The organism is Nonomuraea sp. NPDC050227 (assembly GCF_044459705.1).
In the GTDB taxonomy this organism is placed as follows: domain Bacteria; phylum Actinomycetota; class Actinomycetes; order Streptosporangiales; family Streptosporangiaceae; genus Nonomuraea.
The window spans coordinates 428,454-452,743 of the sequence record NZ_JBITJF010000001.1; the positions used below are offsets into that span (position 1 = coordinate 428,454).

Annotated in this window: 25 protein-coding genes; 3 read left to right on the forward strand and 22 right to left on the reverse strand. The window is 68.8% G+C overall.

What is annotated here, in order from left to right:
• Positions 1-45: 45 nt before the first annotated feature.
• Complete coding sequence (msrA, locus tag ACIBK9_RS02385) at positions 46-708, reverse strand: peptide-methionine (S)-S-oxide reductase MsrA (protein WP_397154581.1); 663 nt, start codon at positions 706-708, stop codon at positions 46-48.
• 170 nt (positions 709-878) lie between these two features.
• Between msrA and rarD the strand changes: the two genes are divergently transcribed.
• The gene (gene rarD, locus ACIBK9_RS02390; protein WP_397154583.1) at positions 879-1,808 is read left to right on the forward strand and encodes an EamA family transporter RarD; all 930 of its coding nucleotides are present in this window, start codon (positions 879-881) and stop codon (positions 1,806-1,808) included.
• Here rarD and ACIBK9_RS02395 read toward each other — a convergent pair.
• The 18 genes from ACIBK9_RS02395 to ACIBK9_RS02480 form a co-directional block, all read right to left on the reverse strand.
• Positions 1,770-2,759 carry a polyprenyl synthetase family protein gene (locus ACIBK9_RS02395; RefSeq protein WP_397154585.1) on the reverse strand — a complete coding sequence of 330 codons (990 nt, stop codon included), beginning with the start codon at positions 2,757-2,759 and terminating at the stop codon, positions 1,770-1,772. The two genes, rarD and ACIBK9_RS02395, sit on opposite strands and share 39 nt — an antisense overlap.
• An 11-nt stretch (positions 2,760-2,770) precedes the next feature.
• Positions 2,771-4,360 (reverse strand): NADH-quinone oxidoreductase subunit NuoN, encoded by a 1,590-nt coding sequence (gene nuoN, locus ACIBK9_RS02400; protein WP_358290238.1) that lies wholly within the window; start codon positions 4,358-4,360, stop codon positions 2,771-2,773.
• Positions 4,357-5,916 carry an NADH-quinone oxidoreductase subunit M gene (locus ACIBK9_RS02405; RefSeq protein ID WP_352322502.1) on the reverse strand — a complete coding sequence of 520 codons (1,560 nt, stop codon included), beginning with the start codon at positions 5,914-5,916 and terminating at the stop codon, positions 4,357-4,359. The genes nuoN and ACIBK9_RS02405 overlap by 4 nt, the downstream gene beginning before the upstream one ends.
• On the reverse strand, positions 5,916-7,766 hold the full coding sequence (gene nuoL / locus ACIBK9_RS02410; RefSeq protein WP_397155891.1) for an NADH-quinone oxidoreductase subunit L: 1,851 nt from the start codon (positions 7,764-7,766) through the stop codon (positions 5,916-5,918). The genes ACIBK9_RS02405 and nuoL overlap by 1 nt, the downstream gene beginning before the upstream one ends.
• A gap of 73 nt (positions 7,767-7,839) precedes the next feature.
• On the reverse strand, positions 7,840-8,136 hold the full coding sequence (gene nuoK, locus ACIBK9_RS02415; RefSeq protein WP_352322504.1) for an NADH-quinone oxidoreductase subunit NuoK: 297 nt from the start codon (positions 8,134-8,136) through the stop codon (positions 7,840-7,842).
• The gene (locus ACIBK9_RS02420) at positions 8,133-8,915 is read right to left on the reverse strand and encodes an NADH-quinone oxidoreductase subunit J (protein WP_352357243.1); all 783 of its coding nucleotides are present in this window, start codon (positions 8,913-8,915) and stop codon (positions 8,133-8,135) included. The genes nuoK and ACIBK9_RS02420 overlap by 4 nt, the downstream gene beginning before the upstream one ends.
• Positions 8,908-9,423: an NADH-quinone oxidoreductase subunit NuoI gene (gene nuoI / locus ACIBK9_RS02425; RefSeq protein ID WP_352357245.1), complete on the reverse strand. Its 516-nt coding sequence runs from the start codon at positions 9,421-9,423 to the stop codon at positions 8,908-8,910. Before nuoI ends, ACIBK9_RS02420 begins: the two co-directional genes overlap by 8 nt.
• The gene (gene nuoH / locus ACIBK9_RS02430) at positions 9,410-10,714 is read right to left on the reverse strand and encodes an NADH-quinone oxidoreductase subunit NuoH (protein ID WP_352322507.1); all 1,305 of its coding nucleotides are present in this window, start codon (positions 10,712-10,714) and stop codon (positions 9,410-9,412) included. The genes nuoI and nuoH overlap by 14 nt, the downstream gene beginning before the upstream one ends.
• Positions 10,711-13,098, reverse strand: coding sequence for an NADH-quinone oxidoreductase subunit G (locus tag ACIBK9_RS02435; protein WP_364327291.1), 2,388 nt, complete (start codon positions 13,096-13,098; stop codon positions 10,711-10,713). Before ACIBK9_RS02435 ends, nuoH begins: the two co-directional genes overlap by 4 nt.
• On the reverse strand, positions 13,095-14,387 hold the full coding sequence (gene nuoF / locus ACIBK9_RS02440) for an NADH-quinone oxidoreductase subunit NuoF (protein ID WP_352322509.1): 1,293 nt from the start codon (positions 14,385-14,387) through the stop codon (positions 13,095-13,097). Before nuoF ends, ACIBK9_RS02435 begins: the two co-directional genes overlap by 4 nt.
• Entirely contained in the window at positions 14,384-15,040 is a 657-nt protein-coding gene (nuoE, locus tag ACIBK9_RS02445) for an NADH-quinone oxidoreductase subunit NuoE (RefSeq protein ID WP_387678071.1), read from the reverse strand. Before nuoE ends, nuoF begins: the two co-directional genes overlap by 4 nt.
• Positions 15,037-16,362 carry an NADH-quinone oxidoreductase subunit D gene (locus ACIBK9_RS02450; RefSeq protein WP_358290248.1) on the reverse strand — a complete coding sequence of 442 codons (1,326 nt, stop codon included), beginning with the start codon at positions 16,360-16,362 and terminating at the stop codon, positions 15,037-15,039. The genes nuoE and ACIBK9_RS02450 overlap by 4 nt, the downstream gene beginning before the upstream one ends.
• Positions 16,359-16,964: an NADH-quinone oxidoreductase subunit C gene (locus ACIBK9_RS02455; RefSeq protein ID WP_358290768.1), complete on the reverse strand. Its 606-nt coding sequence runs from the start codon at positions 16,962-16,964 to the stop codon at positions 16,359-16,361. Before ACIBK9_RS02455 ends, ACIBK9_RS02450 begins: the two co-directional genes overlap by 4 nt.
• Before the next feature lie 98 nt (positions 16,965-17,062).
• Positions 17,063-17,614: an NADH-quinone oxidoreductase subunit B family protein gene (locus ACIBK9_RS02460; RefSeq protein WP_352322512.1), complete on the reverse strand. Its 552-nt coding sequence runs from the start codon at positions 17,612-17,614 to the stop codon at positions 17,063-17,065.
• A 2-nt stretch (positions 17,615-17,616) separates the two neighbouring features.
• Entirely contained in the window at positions 17,617-18,012 is a 396-nt protein-coding gene (locus ACIBK9_RS02465) for an NADH-quinone oxidoreductase subunit A (protein WP_352322513.1), read from the reverse strand.
• 64 nt (positions 18,013-18,076) lie between these two features.
• The gene (locus ACIBK9_RS02470; RefSeq protein WP_352322514.1) at positions 18,077-19,330 is read right to left on the reverse strand and encodes a geranylgeranyl reductase family protein; all 1,254 of its coding nucleotides are present in this window, start codon (positions 19,328-19,330) and stop codon (positions 18,077-18,079) included.
• 183 nt (positions 19,331-19,513) lie between these two features.
• On the reverse strand, positions 19,514-19,675 hold the full coding sequence (locus tag ACIBK9_RS02475; protein WP_397154592.1) for a DUF397 domain-containing protein: 162 nt from the start codon (positions 19,673-19,675) through the stop codon (positions 19,514-19,516).
• A gap of 437 nt (positions 19,676-20,112) precedes the next feature.
• Positions 20,113-20,829, reverse strand: a complete 717-nt coding sequence (locus ACIBK9_RS02480) for a demethylmenaquinone methyltransferase (RefSeq protein ID WP_397154594.1) — start codon at positions 20,827-20,829, stop codon at positions 20,113-20,115.
• 150 nt (positions 20,830-20,979) lie between these two features.
• Between ACIBK9_RS02480 and ACIBK9_RS02485 the strand changes: the two genes are divergently transcribed.
• Entirely contained in the window at positions 20,980-22,185 is a 1,206-nt protein-coding gene (locus ACIBK9_RS02485; RefSeq protein WP_397154596.1) for a hypothetical protein, read from the forward strand.
• On the opposite strand, the gene ACIBK9_RS02490 is transcribed toward ACIBK9_RS02485, so the two are convergent.
• Positions 22,182-22,400: a DUF4229 domain-containing protein gene (locus ACIBK9_RS02490; protein WP_352357263.1), complete on the reverse strand. Its 219-nt coding sequence runs from the start codon at positions 22,398-22,400 to the stop codon at positions 22,182-22,184. The two genes, ACIBK9_RS02485 and ACIBK9_RS02490, sit on opposite strands and share 4 nt — an antisense overlap.
• 257 nt (positions 22,401-22,657) lie before the next feature.
• Between ACIBK9_RS02490 and ACIBK9_RS02495 the strand changes: the two genes are divergently transcribed.
• Positions 22,658-22,879, forward strand: a complete 222-nt coding sequence (locus tag ACIBK9_RS02495) for a BldC family transcriptional regulator (protein WP_026214226.1) — start codon at positions 22,658-22,660, stop codon at positions 22,877-22,879.
• A gap of 165 nt (positions 22,880-23,044) precedes the next feature.
• On the opposite strand, the gene ACIBK9_RS02500 is transcribed toward ACIBK9_RS02495, so the two are convergent.
• Positions 23,045-23,287, reverse strand: coding sequence for a hypothetical protein (locus tag ACIBK9_RS02500; protein ID WP_357966334.1), 243 nt, complete (start codon positions 23,285-23,287; stop codon positions 23,045-23,047).
• Positions 23,288-23,297: 10 nt separating this feature from the next.
• Entirely contained in the window at positions 23,298-24,275 is a 978-nt protein-coding gene (locus ACIBK9_RS02505; RefSeq protein ID WP_397154599.1) for a hypothetical protein, read from the reverse strand.
• Positions 24,276-24,290 lie beyond the last annotated feature (15 nt).

The window sequence follows — 24,290 nt, forward strand, 5'->3', positions numbered from 1 at the left end:
TATATCTATCTGCACAGAAGTGCGATGCTTGGGCCCGCGTTCGGCTCATGCCTCGCCGGACGTCAGGCCCACCGGGCAGGCGACGCCCGTGCCACCGATCCCGCAGTACCCGTTGGGCACTTTAAAGAGATATTGCTGGTGATAGTCCTCGGCGTAGTAGAAAGGCTTGGCCTGGGCTATTTCGGTGGTTATGGCGCCGTAGCCGGCCTGGGTGAGGACCTGCTGGTAGGCGGCGCGGGACGTCTCCGCCGCCTTCTCCTGCTCCGGCGAGTGGTAGTAGATCGCCGACCGGTACTGCGTGCCGGTGTCGTTGCCCTGGCGCATGCCCTGCGTCGGGTCGTGGTTCTCCCAGAAGACCTTCAGCAGCTCCTCGTACGACACCTGGGCCGGGTCGAACACCACCCGGACGGCCTCGGTGTGCCCGGTGAGGCCGCTGCAGACCTCCTCGTACGTCGGGTTGGGGGTGTAGCCGCCCTGATAGCCGACGGCGGTCGTCACCACCCCGGGCGTCTGCCAGAACTTGCGCTCGGCCCCCCAGAAGCAGCCCAGCCCGAAGTCGGCCACCTCCAGGCCCGAGGGGTACGGCGGGGCGAGCGGAGCGTCGAGAACCGCGTGCCGCGCGGGCACCGGCATCGCCTCCGAGCGGCCCGGCAGAGCGTCCTCGGGACGGACCATCGATGTCTTGTTGCCGCCGAACAGCCAGCCCATCGTGCCACCTCCATCAGGTGTCTCCACCCTACGCAAGCGCCGCGGGCGGCGGCGTGGCGTGGGTGGCGGGATTGCGCCTACACAACGCCCGAACAGTTAAGGACGCCTAAACATTCCCGTATAGTGACACACATTTGTATTTAAGCTGGTAAGGCCCGAAAATGGGTTACATGCCTGACCTTCGGCGCGGTGTACTGTTCGGGATCGCCGCCTACACCATGTGGGGGCTGTTCCCCCTGTACTGGCCGCTGCTCAAACCGTCCGGAGCCGTGGAGATCCTGGCTCATCGGATGGTCTGGTCCCTGGTCGCCGTCGCCGTCGCGCTGGCCGTGCGCCGGCACTGGAGCTGGTTCAGGGAGCTGGCCCGGCAACCGCGCAAGCTCGTCCTGCTGACGATCGCCGCCATCGTCATCACCGTCAACTGGGGCACCTACATCTACGCGGTCAACACCGGCCACGTGGTCGAGAGCGCCCTCGGGTACTTCATCAACCCGCTGGTCAGCGTGCTGTTCGGAGTACTGGTGCTGCGGGAGCGGCTGCGTCCGCTGCAGTGGACGGCGGTCGGCTTCGCGGCGCTGGCGGTGGTCGTGCTGACCCTGGACTACGGCAGGCTCCCCTGGATCGCGCTCACGCTCGCCGTCAGCTTCGGCGTGTACGGGCTGGTCAAGAAGCAGGCGAACGTGGCCGCCACCGAGAGCCTGGCCGTCGAGACGCTGGTGCTGCTGCTGCCGGCGCTCGGATACCTGATCTATCTGGAGTTCGCGGGGCAGGCCACGTTCGGGCAGCAGGGGCTCGGGCACGCGCTGCTGCTGGTGGGGGCCGGGATCATCACGGCCGTGCCGCTGATCTTCTTCGGCGCGGCGGCCATCCGGGTGCCGCTGAGCACCGTCGGGGTGCTGCAGTACATCGCGCCGATCCTGCAGTTCATCGTGGGGGTGACGATCGCCGGCGAGGTCATGCCGCCCAGCCGGTGGATCGGGTTCTCGATCGTGTGGCTGGCCCTGGCCATCTTCACCTACGACAGCCTCCGGGCGGCACGGACGGCCGCCCGGGTCAGGCGGTCAGCCCGAACGCTCGACCACGTAGTCGCAGAGAGCTAGGAACGCCGCCCTGGCCGGGATGTCGGGCAGGGCGGAGAGGTCGACGCGGGCCCGGTCGATCCACGCGGTCAGCTCGGCGCGGGCCCGCTCCATGGCCGGGTGGGCCCGCAGCAGGGTGAGCGCCTCCTCCACGTGCTCCTCCGGCACCGGGCCGGACAGCAGCTCGGTCAGCCGCGACTGCTCGCCGCTGGTGAGCGCGTAGAGGACCGGCAGGGTGTGGACGCCCTCGCGCAGGTCGGTGCCGGGGGTCTTGCCCGACTGGGCGCCCGAGGAGGCCACGTCGAGCAGGTCGTCGCCGAGCTGCCAGGCCACGCCGACGGCCTCGCAGGCGCGGCTCAGCCGCTCCTCGACGTCGGCGGGGGCGCCGGACAGCAGCGCGCCGAACCGGCCGGAGGCGGCGATGAGGGAGCCCGTCTTGTCGGCCAGGACGCTCAGGTAGTGGCCGACGGGGTCCTCGCCGTCGCGCGGGCCGACCGTCTCGCGGATCTGCCCCTGGACGAGGCGGGAGAACGTCTGGGCCTGGATGCGGATGAGCTCGGGGCCGAGGTCGGCCAGGAGGTCCGAGGCCTGGGCGAACAGGTAGTCGCCGGTGAGGATCGCCACGGTGTTGTCCCACCGGGCGTTGGCCGAGGGCGAGCCCCGGCGCACCGGGGCCTCGTCCATGACGTCGTCGTGGTAGAGCGAGCCCAGGTGGGTCAGTTCGATGACCACCGCGCCGGGCACGACGCCCGGCGCGGAAGGGTCGCCGAACTGGGCCGCGAGCAGCACCATCAGTGTGCGGAACCGCTTGCCGCCCGCCTCGATGAGGTGCTTGGACGCCTCCGTGACGAAGGCGTCCTCGCTCTCCACCGACGAGCGCAGGAGCTTCTCGACCGCGGCCAGTCCGGTGGCCACGTCCTGCGCCAACCGTTCGTCCTCGATGGGAAGGTCAACCACGGGCGGCGCAGACATACGAGATCCCCTTATCTAATGAACAGTGCCGAAGCGGCGTCGTTGGCGACACCGAGGAGGGTCTCCGGGTAGAGCCCCACTCCTACGGTAACCAGCAGGGAAACGGCGATGACGGCCACGGTCCCCATACTGGGCACCGAGATCGCCGGGCCGTCGGCCGCGGGCTCGCTGAAGAACATCAGCACGATGACCCGGACGTAGAAGAAGGCGGCGATGGCCGAGGCCACCACGCCCACCACGACCAGGCCGGCCATCCAGCCGCCCATCGAGTCGCCGGGCTGCGTGCCGCTGTTCAGCGCGGCCGCGAACACGGCGTACTTGCCGAAGAAGCCGCTGGTCAGCGGGATTCCGGCGAAGGCGAGCAGGAAGAAGGCGAACACCCCGGCGAGCACCGGCGACCGCTTGCCGAGCCCGGCCCAGCGCGACAGGTGTCCCGCCTCGCCGCCGGGGTCGCGCACCAGCGTGACCACCGCGAACGCGCCGACCGTGGTGATGCCGTAGACCGCCAGGTAGAACAGGATCGACTTGAGCGACTGGGCGTTCTGCCCGGCCGAGCCGAACGTCGCCATCACGCCGACGAGCAGGAAGCCCGCGTGCGCGATGGAGGAGTAGGCCAGCATGCGCTTGATGTCGGTCTGCGTGATCGCCAGGATCGAGCCGACGATCATCGTCAGGGCCGCGACGGCCCAGATGACCGGCCGCCAGTTCCAGTCCAGGTTGCCCAGACCGACCCAGAACACCCGCAGCAGGGCGCCGACGGCCGCGACGAGCGTGCCGGAGGCCATGAGAGCGGTGATGGGGGTCGGGGCGCCCTGGTAGACGTCGGGCTTCCACGCCTGGAAGGGCGCGGCGCCGATCTTGAACAGCAGGCCGACGCCCAGCAGCGCGAGCCCGGCCATGAGCAGCGGGTCGAGCAGCGCGCCCTTGGCCAGGGCGGCGTTGATCCCGGGCAGCGAGACGGTGCCCGCGTAGCCGTAGATCATGGCGGTGCCGTACAGGAAGAACGCCGAGGAGAACGCGCCGAGCAGGAAGTACTTCATCGAAGCCTCCTGCGACAGCAGGCGGCGCCGGCGGGCCAGGCCGCACAGCAGGTACAGCGGCAGCGACATGACCTCAAGGGCCACGAACATCGTCAGCAGGTCGTGCGAGGCCGGGAAGAGCAGCATGCCGCCGACCGCGAACAGCACCAGCGGGTAGACCTCGGTCTGCCCGGCGCCGTTGTCGGCCGCCTCGGCCTCCTCCTCGTCCGCGCTGCCCGGCACGGCCGCCGCCGAGGCCACGAAGTGGCCCTCGTCGTTGATCAGCAGCACCGACACGAACGACAGGACGATGATCACGCCCCAGATGAACAGCGCGGGACCGTCCACCGCGACCGCGCCCATGGCGGCGGCCTGGGTGGGCACGCCGCGCATGACCTGCAGGATGACCAGCGCGAACGCGCCGATCAGGCTGAGCAGCGTGAGCGGGACGTGGATGGACTTGCGCAGGTAGCGGGGCGCGAACGCCTCGACGAGCACGCCGATGCAGGCAGCGCCGAAGATGATCAGCAACGGCGCCAGCGTGCCGTACTCGATCGTCGGCGCTGGGATGACGTCGTTCACTGACCTGTCCCCTTCTCAGCGATGGTGGCAGTGGGTACGTGCACGTTGGTCAGCGTCTGCTGCACGGACGGGTTGATCACGTCGAGCAGCGGCTTGGGGAAGAAGCCGAACCCGATGATCAGCGCGACCAGCGGCGCCAGCACCCAGATCTCCCGGGCGTTGAGGTCCTTGAACGCCTTGACCGGCTCGGCGGTCGGGCCGTTCAGGGTGCGCTGGACCATCCACAGGATGTAGACGGCGGCCAGGATCACGGCCACCGCGGAGATGATCGCGGCCACCGTCAGCGCGCCGGAGCCGTGCGCCTCGCTGGAGTACGTGCCGATCATCACCATGAACTCGCTGACGAAGGACGACAGTCCGGGCAGCGAGAGACCGGCCAGACCGGCGACCAGGAAGAAGCCGGCGAGCACCGGGGCGACCTTCTGGACGCCGCCGTAGTCGGCGATGAACGGCGAGCCGCGCCGGGCGATGAGGAACCCGGCGGCGAGGAACAGCGCGCCCGTGGCGAAGCCGTGGTTGACCATGTAGAGGGCCGCGCCGGACTGGGCGACCGACGACATGGCGAAGACGCCGAGCACGATGAAGCCGAAGTGCGAGATCGACGTGTAGGCGATGAGCCGCTTCATGTCGGTCTGGCCGATGGCCACGATCGCGCCGTAGATGATGCTGATGACCGCCAGGACGACGATCGGCATCGTGAACGCCTTGGCCGCGTCGGGGAACAGCTCCAGGCAGAAGCGGAGCATGCCGAACGTGCCGACCTTGTCGAGCACGCCCACGAGCAGCACGGCGGCGCCGGCCGGGGCCTGGGCGGCCGCGTCGGGCAGCCAGGTGTGCACCGGCCAGAGCGGCGCCTTGATGGCGAAGGCGATGAAGAAGCCGCCGAACAGCCACTTCTGCGTCGTCGGGTCCTTGATGGCCCCGACGAGCGGCTCGAACATGAACGTGCCCTTGTTCGCCAGCACGTACAGGCCGATGACCGCGACCAGCATGAGCAGGCCGCCGAAGAGCGAGTACAGCAGGAACTTGACGGCCGCGTACGACCGCTGGGCGCCGCCGTACGACCCGATCATGAAGTACATCGGGATCAGCATGGCTTCGAAGAACACGTAGAAGAGGAAGACGTCGGTCGCCGCGAAGACGCCGATCATCATCGTCTCAAGGACGAGCAGCAGCGAGAAGTACGTCTTGACCGACCGCTTGGGCGTGATCAGCGTGCCGTCCGCGGTCCTGACGCCGTCGGCGTCGTGCCAGGAGGCCAGGACGACGATCGGCACCAGCACGACCGACAGGGCGATCAGCACCAGGGCGACGCCGTCGACGCCGACCCCGAACTTCACGCCGAAGCTCGGGATCCAGTCGTACTCCGCCTTGAACTGGAAGCGCTCGCCACCGGGCTTGAACCCGGCGGCCATGACGCCCGTCAGCACCATCGTCAGCAGCGAGACCGCCAGCGTGACCTGCTTGGCCAGCTTGTCGCCGCCCTTGGGAAGCAGGGCCACCACGATGGCGCCCACAACGGGCACCGCCATGAGTATCGGGAGCCAGGGTGACATCAGATGTTCCCAACGAGGAGCAGGGCGCCGGTCAGCAGGGCGGCACCGATCAGGATGGACAGCGCGTACGTTCGCGCGAAGCCCGTCTGGAGCCTGCGCAGGCGACCCGAGCTCCCGCCGATGCCTGCCGCCAGACCGTTGACCAGCCCGTCGACGCCGCGGTTGTCGAAGAACACCGCGATGCGGGTCAGCCACTGGCCGGGACGCATGAACAGGGACTCGTTGAGGGCGTCGCCGTACAGGTCACGGCGGGCGAACGTGGTGAGGAAGGAGCCGCGCGGCTGCACCACCGGCACCTGCGCGCGACCGTAGCGCATCCACGCGTAGGCCGCGCCGATGGCCACGAGCACGAGCGTCGCCAGACCCACCGTCGTGGTGCTGAACACGTGGAACGACGGCAGCTCCTCGGGCAGGCCGACGGCCGGCGAGAGGAACTTCATCAGGCGGTTGTCGTTGATGAGGAAGTAGCCGAGGACGACCGAGCCGACCGACAGCAGGATCAGCGGCAGAGTCATCACCGCGGGCGACTCGTGCGGGTGTGCTTCCTTGTCCCAGCGCTTCTCGCCGAAGAACGTCATGAAGATCATGCGCGACATGTAGAAGCCGGTGATGCCCGCGCCCAGGACGGCCAGCCAGCCCATCCAGGCGCCGTGCTCCATGGCCGTCTCGATGATCCCGTCCTTGGTGTAGAAGCCGGACAGGAACGGGAAGCCGATGATGGCGAGGTAGCCCACCATGAACGTGACGAACGTGATCGGCATGAACTTGCGCAGGCCGCCGTACTTCCTCATGTTCACCTCGTCGTTCATGCCGTGCATGACCGATCCGGCGCCGAGGAACATGTCGGCCTTGAAGAAGCCGTGGGCGATGAGGTGCGCGATGGCGAAGGCGTAGCCCGCCGGGCCGAGGCCCGCGCCGAGCATCATGTAGCCGATCTGCGACATCGTCGAGCCGGCCAGGCCCTTCTTGATGTCGTCCTTCGCACAACCGATGATCGCACCGGCGAGCAGCGTGGCCACACCGACGATCGTCACGACCAGCGAGGCGACGTCGGACGCCTCGAAGAACGCGCCGGATCGCACGACCAGGTAGACGCCGGCGGTGACCATGGTCGCCGCGTGGATCAGGGCCGAGACCGGGGTCGGGCCCTCCATGGCATCGAGGAGCCAGGACTGCAGCGGGAGCTGCGCCGACTTGCCGCACGCGCCGAGGAGCAGCAGCAGGCCGATGGCCGTGAGCGTGCCGTCGCCCTGACCTGAGACGACCGCGTGCGTCAGCTTGCCGAAGCTCAGCGTGCCGAACGTGGTCCAGATGATGAACATGCCGACCAGCAGGCCGAAGTCACCGACGCGGTTGACGACGAACGCCTTCTTCGCCGCGACCGCCGCCGAGGGCTTGAACTGCCAGAACCCGATCAGCAGGTAGGACGCGAGACCCACGCCCTCCCAGCCGATGAACAACCCGACGTAGTTGTCGGACAGCACCAGCAGGAGCATCGCGGCGACGAACAGGTTCAGGTACGCGAAGAACCTGCGCCGGTGCTCGTCGTGCGACATGTAGCCGATCGAGTAGATGTGGATCAGCGATCCGACACCGGTGATCAGAAGGGCGAAGCTGATCGACAGCGGGTCGATGAGCAGCCCCATGTCGACCATGCCGGGGATGAACTCGTACAGATGCACGGCCTGGCGACGCTGATCGTCCCCGAGTCCGAGGATTTCGAAGAACGCCAGCACAGCCACGACGAACGAGGCGAGGGACATGGCCACGCCCAGCAGGTGGCCCCACCGGTTGGTGAACCGGTTGAACACCAGGAGGATGAACGCCCCCAACAAGGGGAGAGCGATCATCAACCAGGAGACCCCGATCGCGCCACCGGCGGTGTGCTGGACGATCTCAGCAGGAGATTCCACCAGTCACCTCTTAGTACTTCAGCAGGTTGGCGTCGTCGACGGACGCGGACCTGCGGGTTCGGAAGATCGTCACGATGATGGCCAGGCCGACGACGACCTCGGCCGCGGCCACCACCATCACGAAGAACGCGATGATCTGGCCCTCCAGGTTGCCGTTCTGCCTGGCGAAGGTGACGAACGCGAGGTTGCAGGCGTTGAGCATGAGCTCGACGCACATGAACACCACGATCGCGTTGCGCCTGATCAGCACGCCGAGCGCGCCGATCGCGAACAGCACACCCGACAGGATCAGGTAGTGGGTCGTCACTTGGTCACCTCGTTGGTCGTCTCCTCGGCGTCATCCTCGGCCGTGTGCTTGATGGCCTCGGCGAGCTTCGGGTCCTCGGGGAGGTGGCCGTGCTCGACGTCGTAGCGGGCGATGTAGCGGTTGACCGACGACTCCGCGACCGAGCCGTCGGGCAGCAGCGCCGGCATGTCGATGGCGTTGTTCCTGGCGTAGGTGCCGGGGCCGGGCAGCGGCGAGGGACGCTCGCCGAGGAACCGGGCGCGCGAGAGGTCCTTCTGCGTGGCCTTCTCGGTGAACTTCTCCCGGTGCGCCAGGACCATCGCGCCCAGGGCGGCGGTGATCAGCAGGGCCGAGGTGACCTCGAACGCGAAGACGTACTTGGTGAACAGCAGCAGCGCGATCGAGCGGACGTAGCCGCCCTGCGCCGTGGCCTGCGCCAGGCCGGCCTCACCGGAGAAGATCGCGTTGCCCACCGCCAGGATGATCAGGACGGCGAAGCCGAGGGCCGCGAGGGCGCCCCAGAAGCGCTGGCCCCTCAGCGTCTCCACGAAGGAGTCGGAGGAGTCCACGCCCACCAGCATGAGCACGAACAGGAACAGCATCATGATGGCGCCGGTGTAGACGATGATCTGCACCGCGGCGAGGAAGGGCGCGTCCTGGACGGCGTAGAGCACCGCGAGGCAGAGCATCACGGTGCCGAGCATCAGCGCTGAGTAGACGGCCTTCCTGTTGAAGACCATGCCGAGCGCCGCGCCGACCGATACGACGGCGAGAACCCAGAATGTGATGGTCTCACCCATTGGTTCGTCCCAGCCGGTAGTAGTCCTCTTCGGTCTCGCCGAGACGCATCGGGTGGGGCGGCTGCTCCATGCCCGGCGTCAGGTCCGCGAGGAGCATCTCCTTGGTGTAGATGAGGCTCTCGCGGCTGCTGTCGGCGAGCTCGTACTCGTTGGTCATGGTGAGCGCGCGGGTCGGGCAGGCCTCGATGCACAGGCCGCACAGGATGCACCGCAGATAGTTGATCTGGTACGTGCGCCCGTAACGCTCACCCGGCGAGAAGCGCTCCTCGTCGGTGTTGTCCGCGCCCTCGACGTAGATCGCGTCCGCCGGACACGCCCACGCGCACAGCTCGCACCCGACGCACTTCTCCAGCCCGTCCGGCCAGCGGTTGAGCTGGTGACGACCGTGGAAGCGAGGAGCCGTCGGCTTCTTGACCTCCGGGTAGTTGGTCGTGACGGGCTTCTTGAACATCGTGTGGAAGGTGACCCCGAAGCCCTTGACGGGGTTCAGCCAATCAGTTAGTCCCACTGGGAATCTCCTTGTGCTGCACCCCGTGGTAGTGCGGCAGATCGAGCGGCGGCACAGGGAAGCCGCCGGCCGTCGGCTCGTCGGACAGTTGCTCGAACTCGGCCTCCACCTCGGCCTTGCGCGCCTCCTTGCGCCGCTGGTTGACGGTGTCGAACCGCATCCAGATGGCCAGCGCGCCGACCACGATGACCGCGCCGATCACGATGCCGACCGTCTTGTTGCCCTCGTTGACGACCACGTTGCGAGCCGCGGCGACGAGCAGGATCCAGGCCAGGTTCACCGGGATCAGCACCTTCCAGCCCAGGGACATGAGCTGGTCGTAGCGCACGCGCGGCAGCGAGGCACGCACCCACACGATGAAGCTGAAGGTCAGCACGAACTTGATGAAGAACCACAGCACCGGCCACCAGCCCGTGTTGGCGCCGTCCCACAGGGAGATCGGCCACGGGGCCCGCCAGCCGCCCAGGAACAGGGTGACCGCGATGCCCGAGGCGGTGAAGGTGTGCAGGTACTCGCCCATCATGATGAGCGCGAACTTCAGGGACGAGGAGTACTCGGTCTGGAAGCCGCCGACCAGCTCACCCTCGCCCTCGGGGAGGTCGAACGGGATTCGGGCGGCCTCGCCGAACATGCAGATCACGTAGATCACGAACGACGGGATCAGCAGGAAGACGAACCAGCCCTGCTCGCCCTGCGCCTTGACGATCTCGGAGGTGGACAGCGTCCCGGCGAACAGGAAGATCGCCACGAACGACAGGCCCATCGCGATCTCGTACGAGACCACCTGCGCCGCCGACCGCAGACCGCCCAGCAGCGCGTACGGCGAGCGCGACGACCAGCCGGCCAGCACCACGCCGTAGACCGAGATGGCGCCCATGGCCAGCATGAACAGCACCGCCACCGGCAGGTCGACGAGCTGCAGCGGCGTCTGGACGCCGAACAGGTTGACCATCGGCGCGAACGGCACGATCGAGAAGGCCAGGAACGCCGGCACGACCATGATCACGGGGGCCAGCAGGTAGAGCACCTTGTCCACGGTCCGCGGGAAGATGTCCTCCTTCAGACCCATCTTGATGCCGTCGGCCACCGACTGGAGCAGACCGAACTTGCCGGCCCGGTTGGGGCCGTAGCGGTGCTGCATCCGCGAGATCAGCTTGCGCTCGTACCAGACGCCGAACAGGATGCCCAGCATCAGGAAGGCGAACAGCATCACGGCCTTGATGATGGTGATCCACAGCGGGTCCTTGCCGAAGTCGGCAAGGGTGGGATCGGCCGCGAGAACGTGGGTCATGATGCGCTCCCGATCGTGACGATGTCGCCGGCCAGCGCGCGCAGGTCGCGCGTGACCGAGCAGCCGCCGGAGTTCGCCGGCACCCAGACCACCCGGTCGGGCAGGTCGGCGACGCGGACCGGCAGCGTGACCGCGTTGGGGCCGGGGCCGCCGACGACGAGCTTGTCGCCGTCGATGACGCCGATCTCGGCCGCCGTGGCCGCCGACACCAGCGCCTCGGTGGCGCGGGCGGTGCCGGCCAGGTACGGCTCGCCGTCCTGGAGCCTGCCCTCGTCGAGCAGCAGGTGCCAGGTCGCCAGCAGCGCCTCGCCGGCCGCCGGGGCGGCCTGGGCGCGGGTGGCGGTGCTCGGCGCGGCGACGCGGACCCCGCGCCAGGCGCCGAGGCTGGCCAGCTCGCGCCGGACGGCCTTGGCGTCCGGCAGGCCGAGGTGCACGTCCATGCGGTCGGCGAGGTTGCCGATGACGGCCAGGTCGCTCTGGAGGCCGGGCACGCGCAGCGGCGCCTCGAACGAGCGGCCCCTGCCCTCCCAGTTGACGAACGTGCCGCTCTTCTCCTGCACCGCCGCGACCGGCAGCACCACGTCGGCGCGGTCGGTGACGGCGCTGGCGCGGATCTCCAGGCTGACGATGAACGGCGTGTTCTCCAGCGCCTCCAGCGCGGCGGCCGGGTCGGCCAGGTCGTGCGGGTCGACGCCGGCCACGACCAGCGCGTCGATCTCGCCGGCGCGGGCGGCGGCGATGATGCCGTCGGTGTCGCGGCCGGGCACGGCGGGCAGCGAGCCCACGTTCCAGACCCTGGCGACCTCGGTCCTGGCGGCCTCGTCGTCCACGGGACGGCCGATCGGCAGCAGGTTGGGCAGCGCGCCGGCTTCGAGCGCGCCGCGCTCACCGGCTCTGCGCGGCACCCAGGCCAGCCGGACGCCGGAGCCGGCGCCGAGGCGGACCAGGGCCGACAGCGCGCCCGGCACGGTGGCCAGCCGCTCGCCGGCCAGCACGATCGTGCCCTCGGCCAGCGTGCCGACCAGGTCGCCGATCGCGTCGGCCTCGGCGCCCGGGGCGGTGGCGATGAGCGTGCCGCCCATCTTGGCCAGCCCGGCGGAGGCGAACGGCGCGATCGCGGTGACCTTCAGCCCCTTCTTCTGCCACGCCTTGCGCAGGCGCAGGAAGACGATCGGCGACTCCTCCTCGGGCTCGAACCCGACGAGCAGCACGGCCGGAGCCTTCTCAAGGTCGGTGTAGCTGATCTCGATGCCCTTGCCGGCGACCGCGTGCGCCAGGAACTGCGCCTCCTCGGCGGAGTGCGGACGGGCGCGGAAGTCGATGTCGTTGCTGCCCAGCGCGACCCGGGCGAACTTGCTGTAGGCGTAGGCGTCCTCGACCGTGACCCGGCCGCCGACCAGCACGCCGGCCCGGCCGCGGGCGGCGGCCAGACCCTCGGCGGCGACCGCCAGCGCCTCCGGCCACGAGGCGGGCACGAGCACGCCTTCCTCGTTGCGCACCAGAGGCGTCTTGAGCCGGTCGGGCTGGGTGGCGTAGGAGAAGGCCCAGCGGCCCTTGTCGCAGTTCCACTCCTCGTTCACCTGCGGGTCGTTGCCCGCCAGGCGGCGGGTCACCCGGCCGCGCCGGTGGTCGGTGCGCAGGGAGCAGCCCGACGCGCAGTGCTCGCACGCGCTCGGCGTGGAGACCAGGTCGAACGGGCGCGCCCGGAACCGGTAGGCCGCGCCGGTGAGCGCGCCGACCGGGCAGATCTGCACCGTGTTGCCGGAGAAGTAGGAGTTGAACGGCTTGCCGTCGGCGACCCGGACCTGCTCCTTGGCGCCGCGCTCGAAGAACTCGATGAGCGGGTCGCCGGCGATCTGGTCGGAGAAGCGGATGCAGCGGGCGCACTGGACGCAGCGCTCACGGTCGAGCAGCACCTGCGTGGACAGCGGCAGCGGCTTGGGGAACGTGCGCTTCTGCTCCTGGAACCGCGACTCGCCCTGGCCGTTCGACATGGCCTGGTTCTGCAGGGGGCACTCGCCGCCCTTGTCGCAGACCGGGCAGTCGAGCGGGTGGTTCATCAGCAGCAGCTCCATGGCCCCGCGCTGCGCCTTCTCGGCGACCGGCGAGGTGAGCTGGGTCTGCACGACCATGCCCTCGGCGACCTCGATCGCGCAGGACGGCTGCGGCTTGGGGAAGCCGCGGCCGTTGCCCGCGTCGGGGATGTCGACGAGGCACTGGCGGCAGTTGGCCGCCGGGTCGAGCAGCGGGTGGTCGCAGAACCGGGGGATCTGGATGCCCAGCAGCTCGGCGGCCCTGATGATCAGGGTGCCCTTGGGGACACTGACCTGGAACCCGTCGATGGTGAGGGTCACCAGGGTGGTTTCTGTTTCTACGACGGTCACTGCTCACCCCAGAGAGTGGACTTCTTCGGGTCGAACGGGCAGCCGCCGATCTCGAAGTGCTTGAGGTACTCCTCGCGGAAGTACTTCACCGAGGAGTGGATCGGGCTGGTCGCGCCGTCGCCGAGGGCGCAGAACGAGCGGCCGAGGATGTTGTCCGCGATGTCGGTGATCGTGGACAGGTCCTCCTCGGTGCCCTGGCCCTTCTCCAGGCGCTTGAGCACCTGCTTGAGCCAGTACGTGCCCTCGCGGCACGGCGTGCACTTGCCGCAGGACTCGTGGGCGTAGAACTCGGTCCAGCGCAGCACCGTGCGGACCACGCAGGTGGTCTCGTCGAAGATCTGCAGCGCGCGGGTGCCGAGCATCGAGCCCTTGGCGCCGACGGCCTCGAAGTCGAGCGGCACGTCGAGGTGCTCGTCGGTGAAGATCGGCGTGGACGAGCCGCCCGGGGTCCAGAACTTGATCTGGTGCCCCTCGCGGATGCCGCCGGCCATGTCGAGCAGCTCGCGCAGCGTGATGCCGAGCGGGGCCTCGTACTGGCCGGGCCTGGTGACGTGGCCGCTGAGGGAGAAGATGCCGAAGCCCTTGGACTTCTCGGTGCCCATCGAGGCGAACCAGTCGGCGCCGTTGCTGATGATCGAGGGAACACTGGCGATCGACTCGACGTTGTTCACGACAGTCGGCGAGGCGTACAGGCCCGCCACGGCCGGGAACGGGGGCTTGAGTCGCGGTTGACCTCTGAAGCCCTCCAGCGAGTCGAGCAGCGCCGTCTCCTCGCCGCAGATGTACGCGCCGGCGCCGCTGTGCACGACGAGCTCCAGGTTGTACCCGGAGCCGAAGATGTCCTCGCCCAGGAAGCCCTTCTCGTACGCCTCGCGCACGGCCGCGTGCAGCCGTCGGATGACGTGCAGCACCTCGCCGCGCACGTAGATGAAGGCGTAGTTGGCCCTGATCGCGAACGCGGTGATGATGACGCCCTCGACCAGCGAGTGCGGGTTGGCCATCATCAGCGGGATGTCCTTGCAGGTGCCCGGCTCCGACTCGTCGGCGTTGACGACGAGGTAGTGGGGCTTGCCGTCGCCCTGCGGGATGAATCCCCACTTCATGCCGGTGGGGAAGCCCGCGCCGCCGCGGCCGCGCAGGCCGGAGTCCTTGACCGCCTGGATGACGGCGTCAGGGTCCATGCCCAGCGCCTTCTTGGCCGCCTTGTAGTCACCGCCGTAGCCGTCGAGGGTGAAGGAGTCGGCCTGGTCCCAGTTGGCGGTCAGGACCGGGGTCAGTGTGGTGCTCATGCCTCGGGGGCCTTCCATCCGTTGGCCTTGGCCACCTTCAGGCCCTCCAGCGAGGGGCCGGCGGCCGACGGGCCGTCGCCCGCCAGGTCGTCGGGCAGGCCCGCGAGCACGCGCGAGGCCTCCTTGAAGGTGCAGAGCTTCTTCGGTCCGCGGGTCGGCCGCACGTCCTTGCCGTCACGCAGGTCGTCGACGAGCTGCTTGGCCGAGTCGGGGGTCTGGTTGTCGAAGAACTCCCAGTTGACCATCATGACCGGGGCGAAGTCGCAGGCCGCGTTGCACTCCAGGCGCTCCAGCGAGATCTTGCCGTCGCCGGTGGTCTCCTCGTGGCCGACGCCGACGTGCTCGGACAGCTCGTCCCAGATCTCGTCGCCGCCCATGACGGCGCACAGCGCGTTGATGCAGACGCCGACGTGGTAGTCGCCGGCCGGCTTGCGCTTGTACATCGTGTAGAAGGTGGCCACGCCGGTGACCTCGGCCTTGCTCAGGCCCAGCATCTCGGCGCAGAACTCCTTGCCGTCGTCGGAGACGTAGCCGTCGGCCGACTGCACGAGGTGGAGCAGCGGCAGCAGGGCGGACCGCGTCTTGGGGTAGCGGCCGATGATCTCCTTGGCGTCCTGTTCGAGACGCTCGCGGACTTCCGGTGAGTAAGTCACCGGTCCACACCTCCCATGACGGGGTCGATAGAAGCCACCGCGGCGATCACGTCGGCGACCTGGCCGCCCTCCGCCATGGCGGGGAAGCCCTGCAGGTTGCAGAAGGAAGGCTCGCGGAAGTGCACGCGGTACGGGCGGGTGCCGCCGTCGCTGACGACGTGCGCCCCGAGCTCGCCCTTGGGCGACTCGATGCTCGCGTACGCCTGGCCGGCCGGGACCCGGAAGCCCTCGGTCACCAGCTTGAAGTGGTGGATCAGGGCCTCCATCGAGCTGCCCATGATGTGCGCGATGTGGTCGGGCGAGTTGCCGAAGCCGTCGGGGCCGAGCGCGAGCTGCGCGGGCCAGCCGATCTTCTTGTCCTCGATCATGACCGGGTCGCCCTTGAGCGGGCCGGCGATGCGGTCGAGAGCCTGCTCGATGATCTTGAGCGACTCCTCCATCTCCCGCATGCGCACGAGGTAGCGCGAGTAGACGTCGCAGCCGCGCTCGGTGGCGACCTCGAACTCGTACGTCTCGTAGCCGGAGTAGGGCTGCGACTTGCGCAGGTCCCAGGGCAGCCCGGCGGCGCGCAGGATCGGGCCGGTGATGCCCAGCGCCATGCAGCCGGTCAGGTCGAGGTAGCCCACGTCCTTGGTGCGGCGCACGTAGACGGGGTTCTCGTCGAGGAGCTTGCGGATGTCCTTGATCCGCTTGGGCATCTCCTTGAGGAACTCGCCCACCTTGTCGACCGCGCCCGCGGGCAGGTCGACGCTGACGCCGCCCGGCCTGACGTAGGCGTGGTTCATGCGCAGACCCGTGATGTACTCGAACAGGTCCATGATCATTTCACGGTCGCGGTAGCCGAACAGGAACGGCGTGGTCGCGCCCAGCTCCATGCCGAACGTGCCCATCGCGACCAGGTGCGAGGCGATGCGGTTGAGCTCCATCATCATCACGCGGATGGCCTGCGCCCGCTCGGGCACGCGGTCGGTGATGCCGAGCAGCTTCTCCACGCCCATGCAGTACGCGGTCTCGTTGAAGATCGGCGAGAGGTAGTCCATGCGGGTCACGAACGTGGTCCCCTGGGTCCACGTCCGGTACTCCATGTTCTTCTCGATGCCGGTGTGCAGGTAGCCGATGACGCTGCGCGCCTCGGTGACCGTCTCACCGTCGAGCGTCAGGACCAGGCGGAGCACGCCGTGCGTGGACGGGTGCTGCGGGCCCATGTTGACGACCAGGCGCTCTTCCTCGGTGTCGCGCGCGCCGCCGACGACCTCGTCCCAGTCTCCGCCGGTGACCGAGTAGACCTTGCCCTCTGTCGCCTCGTCATAAGCGGTGCTCATGAGTAAGACCTCCTCTGGTCCGGCGAGGGGATGGTGGCGCCCCGGTACTCGACCGGGATGCCGCCGAGCGGGTAGTCCTTGCGCTGCGGGTGACCGTCCCAGTCATCCGGCATCATGATCCGGGTGAGCGACGGATGGCCGTCGAAGACGATTCCGAAGAAGTCGTACGTCTCCCGCTCATGCCAGTCATGACCAGGGTAAACGCCCACGGTCGATGGAATGTGCGGGTCGGTGTCCGGTGCGCTGACCTCCAGGCGCACGCGCCTGTTGTGGGTGATCGAGCACAGGTGGTAGACGGCGTGCAGCTCCTCGCCCTTCAGGTGCGGGTAGTGCACCCCGGAGACGCCGAGCGACAGCTCGAAACGCAGGGCCGGGTCGTCGCGCAGCTTCTGGGCGACCTCCACCAGACGCTCGCGGCGGACGTGCAGGGTCAGCTCGCCGCGGTCGACCACGACGCGCTCGATGGCGTCGTCGAGGGCGAGGGCGTCGACCAGCTCGTCGAAGTAGCCGCCGTACGGGCGGGGCGTGGAGATCTGCGGCGCCCGGCGGACGACGAGACCGCCGTAGCCGGAGGTGTCGCCGGAGTCGTGCGCGCCGAACATGCCGTGCCGGGCGACGGGCGTCTCGGGGACGGCCGGGACCGAGGCGGCCTCGGGGGCCTCCCCGCTCTCCGGGCTCCCGGGAAGGTGGTCGGGCGAGGTCACTTTCCGGCCCCCTGGTCGATCAGCGGCAGCGTGCGCAGCGCCCGCAGTTCGAGGTCCTCGATCTGCTTGGCGCGGTGAGCGCCGAACTTCATGTTCTGGATCTTGTCGTGCAGCTTCACGATCGCGTCGATCAGCATCTCGGGCCGCGGCGGGCAGCCGGGCAGGTAGATGTCGACCGGCACGACGTGGTCGACGCCCTGCACGATGGCGTAGTTGTTGAACATGCCGCCGCTGGAGGCGCACACGCCCATGGCGATGACCCACTTGGGCTCGGCCATCTGGTCGTAGATCTGCCGCAGGACGGGCGCCATCTTCTGCGACACGCGCCCGGCGACGATCATGAGGTCGGCCTGGCGGGGAGACGCCGAAGCGCGCTCCATGCCGAAGCGCGCCAGGTCGTAGTGGGGGCCACCGGTGGCCATCAGCTCGATGGCGCAACACGCGAGGCCGAACGTGGCCGGCCACACCGAGCTCTTCCGCGCCCATCCTGCGGCGGCTTCGACCGTGCTGAGGATGAACCCGCTGGGGAGTTTCTCTTCAAGTCCCATTTTCAGTCCCAGTCCAGACCCTTGCGGCGCCACACGTACGCGTATGCGACGAGCACGGTGACGATGAACAGCAGCATCTCGACCAGCGCGAACAGCCCGAGGCCGGACGCGATGGTGGTGCCCGCGTCGTTCTTCAGCGGCGCGAAGGAGACCGCCCACGGGTAGAGGAAGATGATCTCGATGTCGAACACGATGAAGAGCATCGCGGTGATCATGTATTTGAGCGGGAACCGTCCGCCACCGACCGGCTGGGGCGTCGGCTCGATGCCGCATTCATAGGCGTCAAGCTTGGCGCGGTTCCAGCGCTTGGGTCCGGTGAAGGGAGCGATGGCGACCGAGAAGATCGCGAAGCCCCCCGCGAGAACGGCGAGCACCAGGATGGGCACGTAAAGGTCCATCGCTACGCCTCCTCTGGAGTCGCCGCGCGCGCGGGCGCGCAGCTTGATGTGTCTGTCGTGGGAATCATGCTGGTGGGGCGACCTTCGAGAGAGCGTTGATGATCATGTCGGACGCATCGCCTCGCCGGTCGGTGAGATTACCAAGGAGCTTGAGCGCGAAGCGCATCAGCCTCGGGTGTGGCAGGCCGTGCCTGGTCCCGAAGCTCATCACACCCGGCTTCCCAATCGCCTCGACGAACAACCTCCCTAGTGTGAAGTAGCCGCCGTAGGCGTCCTTCATCACCTGGGGGTAGGTCCTCAGGATCCGCTCGCGCTGTGCGGGAGTGGTGTCCTTGAGTGCCTTCGCGATGATCTCGGCGGCGATCTCGCCGGTCTCCATGGCGTAGGCGATGCCCTCGCCGTTGAACGGGTTGATGGACCCGCCGGAGTCACCCACGAGGATAAGACCCCGGGTGTAGTGCGGCTGCCTGTTGAAGGCCATCGGGAGAGCGGCGCCGCGGATGGGGGCCGTCATGTTCTCCTCGGTGAAGCCCCAGTCGGCCGGCATGGCCCTGCACCAGCGCTTCAACAGGTCGCGGTAGTCGATGTTGCCGAACTGGGCGCTGGTGTTGAGCAGCCCGAGCCCGACGTTGGCGGTGCCGTCGCCGACCCCGAACACCCAGCCGTAGCCGGGCAGCAGGGTGTCGCCGTCCCACAGCTCCAGCCAGGTCTCCAGGTAGTCGTCGTCGTGGCGGGGGCTCTCGAAGTAGGTGCGGACGGCCACGCCCATGGGCCGGTCCTCCCGCTTGTGCAGGCCCATGCCGATCGCCAGGCGGGTGCTGTTGCCGTCGGCCGCCACGACCACCCGGCTGCGGTACGTCGCGCCGTCCTTGGTGCGCACGCCGACGATGTGCCCGCTGCGGTCGTCGAGCACCGGCCCGGTCACGGTGACGCCCTCCATGAGGCGCACGCCGTTCTTGACCGCGTTGGCCGCGACGATCTGGTCGAAGTCCTTGCGGGTGCGGACCAGGCCGAAGTCGGGGAAGCGCTCCAACTGCGGCCAGTCGAGCTCGAAGCGGAGGCCGCCGCCGACGACGCGCAGGCCCTTGTTCCTGATCCAGCCGGGCGCGTCGATGTCGACGCCCATGTTGAGCAACTGCTTGACGGCACGTGGCGTCAGGCCGTCGCCGCAGACCTTCTCGCGGGGGAACCTGGTCTTCTCCAGGAGCAGCACGTCGAGACCGGCCTGAGCGAGGTAAAAGGCGGTTGCGGAACCGGCGGGACCGGCGCCGACGACGATGACGTCGGCGTCAGCCTGTATGGCTGGTGGCACGGTCACTGGACTGTCCTGTCCTACACGCTCGAAGGCCTCGGGGTCTTGCGCCTTCGTTCCTTTGTGAACCCCTTCACAAACTTGTCGGCCCGCAGTCTACTGCTTTTCCTGTACATAGTGGCAGTCGGGGTACGGATCCTGGACACAAGAAGGCCCTCCGTCGTCAACGAAGGGCCGGGCACGGGAACGTCAGACTTCGAACTCGGCGTTGCGCACTCCGCCCGAGAGGTCTTTCGAGTCACGCGACAGCACGTCGCCGGTCGTGCTCCGGGCGAACTCGACGCACTCGCCGGCGGCCGCGCTGAGACTGCTCCTGCGCCGTCCGCCCGGCGAGACAGTGGGGCCGCTCATCGGACGGACTACCTCCCGAGTCTCATTGGTCTGGACCAATGACGGTAGCCAACAGAAGATCGGCCGGACCTGCAAGACGCGCCGCGATAACCATGTCGTTACGATTGATCTGCCGACGACGCGATGAATTCCCGCGATTCCTCCTCGTCCATGGCGGTGTCCCGAAGCGCCGGCGCGGCACGGCCTCGTCGAGCGCGGTCGAGCAGCGCAGCGGCGGCTCCTCCATCAGCAGCCGGCGGGGCTCCTTCCGAGAAATCGAGAGATATGCCCACAAAGTGCGATGGCAATCCTCGCCCCTGGTTTCGTCCCGGAAAGAGGCCCTGAAGTCATCCCAGCGGGAATTGCACGCGGCTTCCCTCCGACACATCAAAGCCGAGACGGGCGGAAAGCCGGAAAACGATTCCAGGAACTCCCGCCATGGCCGCCCGCCTCGCGGCTCAGGCGGGCTTGAACGCCCGGTGGACGGCGACGATGCCCATCGTCAGGTTGCGCCAGGCGACCCGCTCCCAGCCGGCGTCGCCGATCGTCCGGGCCAGCGCCCGCTGGTCGGGCCAGTCCCTGATGGACTCGGCCAGGTAGTCGTAGGAGTCGTCGTTGGAGCCGAACACCTTGGCCACCTTGGGCAGGGCCCTCATCAGGTATTCGCGGTAGACCAGGTCGAACGGCCCGAACGTGACGTGCGAGAACTCCAGGATCACCAGCCGGCCGCCCGGCCTGGTCACGCGGAGCATCTCGCGCAGCGCCTGCGAGGTGTCGTGCACGTTGCGCAGCGCCACCGAGATCGTCACCGCGTCGAAGACGTCGTCGGCGAACGGCAGCCGCATCGCGTCGCCGGCCACGAACGGGATGCCGGGCCCGCTCAGCGCGTTGCCGCCGTGCCGCTGCACGCCCGTGCGCAACATGCCGAGGGAGAAGTCGGAGGCCACCGCGCGGGCGCCGAGGCCGGTGAAGCTGTCGGTGGAGGTGCCGGTGCCGGCCCCCAGGTCGAGCACGACCTCGCCGGGGCCCGCGTCGACGGCGGCGGCCACGGCCTTGCGCCAGAACCTGACCTGCCACAGCGAGGCCACGTCGTTGACCAGGTCGTAGCGCCGGGCGGTGCGATCGAACATCGCGGCGACCTCGTCCGGCTGCTTGTCCAACTGAGCGCGCGTCATGCGGACAAGAGTACTCAGGCGGCCCGTGCGGTATTCGCCGGGCGTTACGGCCTTTGACCAGCCACCACCGGGCCGCCGGCGAGCCCGGCCCTTGCGGCAATTGACGCAAAGTAGCGGCACCGCTACCGAACGTCTGCTAGTTGTTGGTGAATGCTTGCCCGTGTCGCCCTTGCGGCGATCATCGCCTCGGCCCCCGTCGCGCACTCGCGTGTGGTCTCGGCCGACCCGGTCGACAACACCCCCCACGTCCTCGACGGCATCGTCAACGCCATCGCGCTGGTCGGTGGCACCGTCGTCGTCGGCGGCTCGTTCAGCGAGGTCAGCGACGCCGGGCGCACGTACACGCTGCGCCGGGCCAACCTGTTCGCCTACGACCTGGCGACCGGCCGCATCCTGCGCGGCTTCGCGCCGTCCGTCGCCGGGCCGGTCTACGGGCTGGCCGCCGGCGACCACGGCACGGTCTACGTGGGCGGCGCCTTCCCCGGCGTCAACAACGTCGGCGCCCGCGCGCTCGCCCGGATCAACGTCGCCGACGGGCAGCTCGTCGACGGCTTCATGCCCCGGATCGACGGGGGCATGGTCACCGCCGTGGTCAGGAACGGCTCCAGGCTCTACGTCGGCGGCGACTTCGTCCGGCCGCGCGTCGCCCTGGCCGGGCTCGACGCCGCGACGGGCGTGGCCGACCCCGGCTTCGCCGTCACGCCGGGCGAGCCGCTCACGCCCAGGGTGAAGGTCCAGGCCCTCGCCCTGTCGGGCGGCCGGCTGGCGGTCGACGGCTCGTTCACCACGCTGGGCGGGCGGTCCCGGCCGCAGCTCGGGCTGATCGACGTCAGCGGGCCCGTGGCCAGGGTCGCCGACTGGCGCACCGAGGTCTACGCCCAGCGCTGCGCGGAGGCGTTCCCCTCCTACGTGCGCGGCCTGGACTTCGCACCCGACGGCCGCTCCTTCGTGGTGGTCACGACCGGGGGCCCGAAGGGCCGCATGTGCGACACGGCCACCCGCTTCGAGACGTACGCCGCAGGCCCGGACGTCAGGCCGACCTGGACCAACGCCACCGGCGGCGACTCGCTCTACGCGGTGGCGGTCACCGGCTCAGCCGTGTATGTCGGCGGCCACCAGCGCTGGCTGGACAATCCGCAGGGCCGCGACTCGGCCGGCCCCGGAGCGGTGCCCCGCGAGGGCATCGGCGCCATTCATCCGCGTACGGGAAAGGCGCTCGCCTGGAATCCCGGCCGGGAGCGGGGCATCGGCGTGAAGGCATTTCTGGCGCACAAGACCGGCCTACTAGTCGGTAGTGACACAACGCGACTCGGACGGGAGTACCATGCCCGGATTGGCATGTTCCCCCTGCCCTAGTCGTCCTGCGGCTCCGGCCGGTCGATCCGGCCGCTGAGCCGTGCGCTGACGGCGTCACGCTGCCTCGACAGCAGCACGTAGCTGGCTATGCCGCTGATCACGAAAGCGGCTGCGAGCAGGAACAGCGGGTTTTGCAGGCCGACGAGGTACAGAACACCCAGGGTCACGACAAACAGGCCGATCCGCGACGCGGTGTAAACGAGAACGGGATGCACGGGTTCGAGGTTACTCGTCCCTGCGTAGCGGTCGCTCTTCGCATCGGACGCGAGCGCTGCTACTGTGCCCAGTAAGGGTGTTTCGTAAAGAAACACCCACGAGAGCCCCAAAGAGGCTCTATCATATAACAATCGGGCAGTCAGCTGATAACAACCCGTGATCTTTGTCGAAAACCACGGATAAATCAGGCTTCGCTCGACACACTGGTTACCTGTCCGCCCGCTGGCAGGAAGCGGGATGCGAGGGGGAGAGATTGGTGGAGAGTAGCAGCGAGCGTCTGCTGACCCCAGGAGAGGTTGCCGCCCTCTTCCGGGTAGACCCAAAGACGGTTACGCGCTGGGCTGCGGCAGGCCGCATCAGCAGTATCCGCACCCCCGGAGGGCACCGGCGCTTCCGCGAGTCGGAAGTGCACGCCCTTCTTCGAGGCGAGGACGTTCTCACGGCCGACAGGCCAGCAGGTGAGTCCCCGCGCGTCTGACGTTCCGTCTAGTCGGTGATCCTGAGATCCGCCAGGATCACCGCTGGCGGGACCTCAATCCGCCTCACGTCGTGAGGCCGTGGTCGAGCGTGCCTGCGGGCCACACTTCCCGACGGCAGGCACGGGGCGGCGCCAACCGCCGACCGTGGCTGGCGCCGGTCCTTCTCAGGCGTCCTCCTGGCTGGCCTTGAAGGCCAGGAACTCGCGTTCGAGGTCGTCGTTCTCCTCTTCCCAGCGACTGCGGCGCTCGGCCGCCTCCTCCTCGGTCAGCGACTCGGGCAGCCACTTGTCGTAGTCGGGATCGCCGGGCTGCACGTCCACGTACGCGTTGCCGATCAGACGCCCGTCTTCGCTGGTCAGGCTCTGCGGCACGCGCAGGGTCCCGTCAGCGAGCCGGATGACGTACATGGCTGATCACCTAGATTCCGTAGCGCCGGTTGAAGAAGAGCATGACGTCGAGCGCCATCCGTGTGTCGCCGCCGAGCATGTCGACCAGGGCCGGGCGCTGGCGGGCGGCGATGGCGGCGAAGGCGTCGGCGAAGAACTCCTTGCGGCCCAGGCCGTTGCCCTGCCGGTGGAAGGTCGAGGCCAGCTTGGGGAAGGCGTTCTCGTAGAGCCGGACGAACTCCGGCGAGTCCGACACCCATTCACCGTGGAACGAGTCCAGGTCGTCGATGGCGTGGCCGACCTCGTGCATCATCACGTCCGGCGTGGGTGAGGGGCGGTCGCCCACCACGATCTTGCGGTCGCCGTACGCGCCGGCGCAGATGTCCCAGGTGGCCCGGCCGGACGGGAGCGGCGCGCCGCGTAAGTAGCCCATGTCGTCGAGGTCGGGGACGCCGCCGGGGCCGACGTAGATGCCTTCGAGACCGGCGGCCAGCAGCTCCTTCAGCCGGTCGGGCAGCCGGGCCAGGCTCTCCACCGCGCGTACGGCGTCCTTGGAGGGCGGGCCGTGCCGGGCGTCCCACTGGCGGTGGAGGATCTTCTCCAGCTTGCCGCAGTGGCGCAGTCCGTCGCCGATGGAGGGGGCCTCCGGCCTGTTGGGCTGGGCCCTGGGCGGCGTGTCGTCGAGCTCGAAGTCGTACCAGGTGTAGCGGGGGCGTTCGGCGACGGCGGCGGGCAGGCGTGGCGCGCGCTCGCGCAGCGAGAGGCCGTCCCAGGTGACCTCGCGCCGCTGGGGGCCGCCGGGACGGGCGAACCGCTCCGGCTGCTGCTCCCTGCGCCGCTCGGCGTCCTTGAGCTGCTCTCTCGGGGCCTCCGGGCGGCTCTCCTTCCGTCGGGACCAGAAGGAACGGTCCGCGTCCGGAGGAGCCTCGTCACGCCGCGAGAACAGGTACGACCCGCGGCGCCACCAACGGCCGCGCCGATGTCGGCCCTTGTCGTGAGAAAAGGCCATCGCACCCCTTCACGC